This is a genomic window from Phormidium sp. CCY1219 (genome assembly GCF_055795085.1).
Map to the genome: position 1 here is coordinate 1 of NZ_JAYFEQ010000369.1, position 4,101 is coordinate 4,101.

The 4,101-nt window shown below is 47.1% G+C and carries 2 protein-coding genes; both read left to right on the top strand.

Going from position 1 to position 4,101, the window contains the following annotated elements:
- Positions 1–2,803 (top strand): M23 family metallopeptidase (locus AC0QH1_RS07130; protein WP_324630300.1); only part of this gene is annotated, 2,803 nt, incomplete at its 5' end.
- 659 nt (positions 2,804–3,462) lie between these two features.
- A complete protein-coding gene (locus AC0QH1_RS07135; protein ID WP_324630302.1) occupies positions 3,463–3,939 on the top strand; it encodes a transposase family protein in 477 nt (158 codons plus the stop codon).
- Positions 3,940–4,101 lie beyond the last annotated feature (162 nt).

Here is a 4,101-nt window from a genome sequence, read left to right on the forward strand (position 1 = left end):
TCATGATGCTGAAACGGGCGCTGGCTTGCTGAATATGACGGCGGCGGTGCATTTGGCGAAGGTGACGAAGCCAGAGGAGCATAGTACACCGGCTCTTTTGAGTCCTGAAACTTGGAGTGGCGAGGGTGTCTATACGCCAGGTGAACGGGCTGTTCAGAATGTGATTGTGCCTCCAGAATGGCGGCGTTGGTATTACGGTTGGCTCAATGATAGTAATCCCAGTGATACATTTGCCTTCTCAATTGATGAACCAACCCCGTTACAGTTTTCACTGAATGTTCTAGGAAGTGCTGTTCTTCGCAAGAATGGTCAAGTTGTCTTGGAAGGTAAATATGATGGAACTATGCTTTACGCGGGTGCAGATGGAAAACTCGATCCTGGCACCTATGTTTTAACAGTTGATCGCGGTAACTTATCAAGAATTGATGAGTATAAGTTGGTCATGAACTTTGTTGAAGGTAGTCAAGGCAAAGAAATGCCGATTGTTGACCATCTTCCCAGTCCTGAGCCAGTGCAACCTCCCCCAGATAATCCGCCTGTAACCGATATTTCGGAATGGATTAAAAAGATGGCAGAGAAGCGAGCCGAGGAGGCAATTCTAGAAGCCTATGAAGCCCAGAAAGGAAAATTGGGTAATGCTTTGGAAGACATCCAAGTTCACTGGAAAGCCTTTAATGGGGTAAATGTGCCTGCTGTTCAATATTTTGATGGTGGCTATATTATCTGGAACGGGGTCAGTGCCATTCCTTATTTCACGGGAACTGGGCATAAACTTCCTAACCTTGACTTGCCTGAAACCATTGCTCCAATTTGGCAGCCAACCCCAAAAGCCAATCGTTTTGATGTTCCCGATGGTCGTCACACTTATCCTAATATGCGGGGCAGTAGCGAATACTGGGTGGAGTTAGACGGGAATAAAAACGATATTAGTTTGGCGGCGCGGGATACAACCCTAGCTCATCCTGACTTACGCACCACCGTCTATCGCGACTTCGGTGGGGGTCGGCTGCGACAGGTTCCCTTGACTGACATCAATTCTGATGACAATTATCTAAATTACAAAGATTTGCCACCCGGAAAATATCTCATCAAGGTGGATGTCGAGCAGAATAAAGCTAACATTCCTTATCGGATGATTGTGAATTTAGACCAAGCTGGGGATACCGGTATCAAGGCTTGGAACATTAACCGCGAATCGGTTAACGGCAAGCTTGCGGGGCAACGGATTGTACGCAGCGATCACGTCGGACTGCCGTCTGGGGATCGGGATCTCTATGTCTTCACGACGGACGATATGGCAACCCAACTACGGTTTGCAGTACGTAGCCAGGACAGCGACGGTAGCGAAGCAGATCGTCAGCGTCTGTTGGATGGTGATGTACGAGTACGAATCTTAGATGAGGGCGGCAAACAAATTGGAGAACCGGTAGATTCCAAATCTCGGGAGCCCTTATTTGGCGCTCAATGGTTGGAACCGAACAGCAAGTATTACGCTGAAGTAACCGCGCTCAATGGCACTAAAACCAATTACGATGTGGTGCTGAACTTCAACAGACTTAAGGCGGATGGTCGCTATGAATTTACCAACCTACAGGGTGAGTTTGACTACGAATTCACAGTGGATGGTACTAACCGCGATCTCAAAACTGCCGTTCGCAGTAAGAACGGGCAAGATATGTCGAATATCTATCGACCAGTTCTCTACCGTAAGGTGAATGGAACCGAGAAGATTGTTACACCGACCAGCACAGCAAATGGCATCTCCCACTACGAGACTTTGCCCAAGGGCTACTATCGAATGGTAGCAGACCCTATTCTGGCCGTACATCCCCATTTACTAAACCAGAAATACACCTTCGTTCATAACTTGGATCAGGCGGGGCAGCATCGATCTGATGCTCGGGACTTAGGCAACATTGGCGGTAAACGGGTGACGAAGAATGACTTTGTTGGAAAAGATCGAACTGACGAGGTCGATTACTACAAGTTTTCCACTGGCTCCGATCCTTACCTTTTACAGTTTGCGGTTCGCCATGGAAGCGGGAACGATAATTTACGTCTGGAGGGAGATGTTGAGTTTGCTTTGTATGACAAGAATGGCAAGGAGTTGAAGAAGGTTAATTCTTCAAATCTGAAGTCAATCTATGGCACGTATGAGTTGAAACCAAACAGCGAATACTATGTTCGGGTCAAGGATAAATCTGGTGATGGCGATGGTGGTAACTATCACTTGGTTTTGAATGCGGAGGTGAAACGCAATACTGGTGGTGGTAGCGAACCTAATCCTACTTATATATACAAAGAGTCTGACTACCTCAATGCTTTGTATCAAGATGGAACTGGAAACCGTATTACCTCTCGACGGAACGATGGTTATCACAACACCGGTCGAGCGTTTGACTCTTACGGTGGTAAGTGGAATAGCTCGCTCTATGCTCTGGTGGGAGGAGAAGTGATAGAAGCAAAAAACGGAAAGCAAATCAAGGATTGGGGCTATAATGGCACTGTTGCTATCTACAACCGAGAGCTAAACAAGACTTTTATTTATTGGCACTTGGTTGAAGGTTCTATTAACGAAAGCTTGCAAGGAAAAATCATTTCGCCAGGCACTTTAATCGGACGAGAAGGCAATACAGGATTAAGCTATGGCGTTCATACCCATGTAGAAATACATAATGGTCGAGCCAATGCTAATATGTCTAATCCTTCTTATCCCCAATCACCTGCAAATTCTGGCCGTTTGCATATTCCGAGTATTTTTCAGGAGGCTGTTCGTAAGGGTTTGGTGAAGTTATACAGATAGCCAGTTTGTAGCCGAGCGGTAGGGTGCGTTCCGGCTTCGTTCAAGTCTTGGATTTTGCCAACAAGATTAAACGAGCCGGAACGCACCGATTCGGGAAGCTTGCTTGTAAATTGTCCTACATGGGTTCAAGCCACAACACACCCTTGTATATTGAAAAACAGAGTAGACCGTCACACCCTTGGTCGGAAAAGACCGCTACCTTTACTAAAATATAATCTTGGAATCAGTTCTAGTATCCGTATCGGTCTTGATATGTTCGCATGAGATAACCTCTAATGTTGCTTTTTACTTCTGAAACACGATCGCGCCATTCATCTCGCGCCCATTCCTTAGCCTCGTATTCCGTACTTCCTCGACCAGTAGCACTGACTTCATTTGATAGTGAATCTAGCAACCTGCCTGTATTGTCGTCGTAAAGATAACCTACCACACAGCCTCCGAAGGTGACACTATAGTAGCCTTCTTCACCCCAAACATGTTCATACCCTCTTTCTATCTCAAATCTTATTGATGCCATTATTTGAAGTTGAATTGCTTAAACATCAGCGTAAATGTAACATTTTTTTTAGTAGATGTCAACTAGAGTGGTAGCAGGGCTATTTCATTCTCTGAGATACTAGATTAGGATAAAGTTCGATGCCATACGAGGTCTAGGCAAGATGACGAGCTTACCTGTTCAGCCCCCAGCAGAGCGCCTTGAAATTCTGGAAGCCTTCGCCGACCTTCCAGACGTTCGTCAGGCTTCGGGCAAGCGACACCAGATGACCCTATGCCTTGCTCTGTTTACTCTGGCGGTTGCTGCTGGCAACCGAGGATTTCTCGCGATTGGTGACTGGCTGAGCGTCTATCGTCAGGACTTACTGGCACTGTTCAAACCGCCAAAACAACGCTTGCCGTCCTACAGCACGATTCGACGAGTGCTGCTGAAGGTAGACTACCAAGCCTATTCTGCTGCTCTGGCACGATTCTTCGATGTGCAACCGCTAGCGGGCGAGACGATCGCGACGGATGGCAAAGTTTTACGAGGCTCGTATCAGCTCGAAACAGACAACCCTGACTCGCCCCCTCACCCAGCCATCCAGTTGGTGAGCGCCTATCTAGCGGTAGGGTGCGTTCCGGCTTCGTTCAAGTCTTGAATTTTGCCAACAAGATTAAACTAGCCGGAACGCACCGATTCGGGAAGCCAACGACAAATACCAAGATAAATTGACGAACCTTGCCAGATTATCAAGCCGGTGCGTTGCGGCAGCTTGTCGATTGTCCCCCTGGTTCTACATGGGTTTGAGCCGCAACGCACC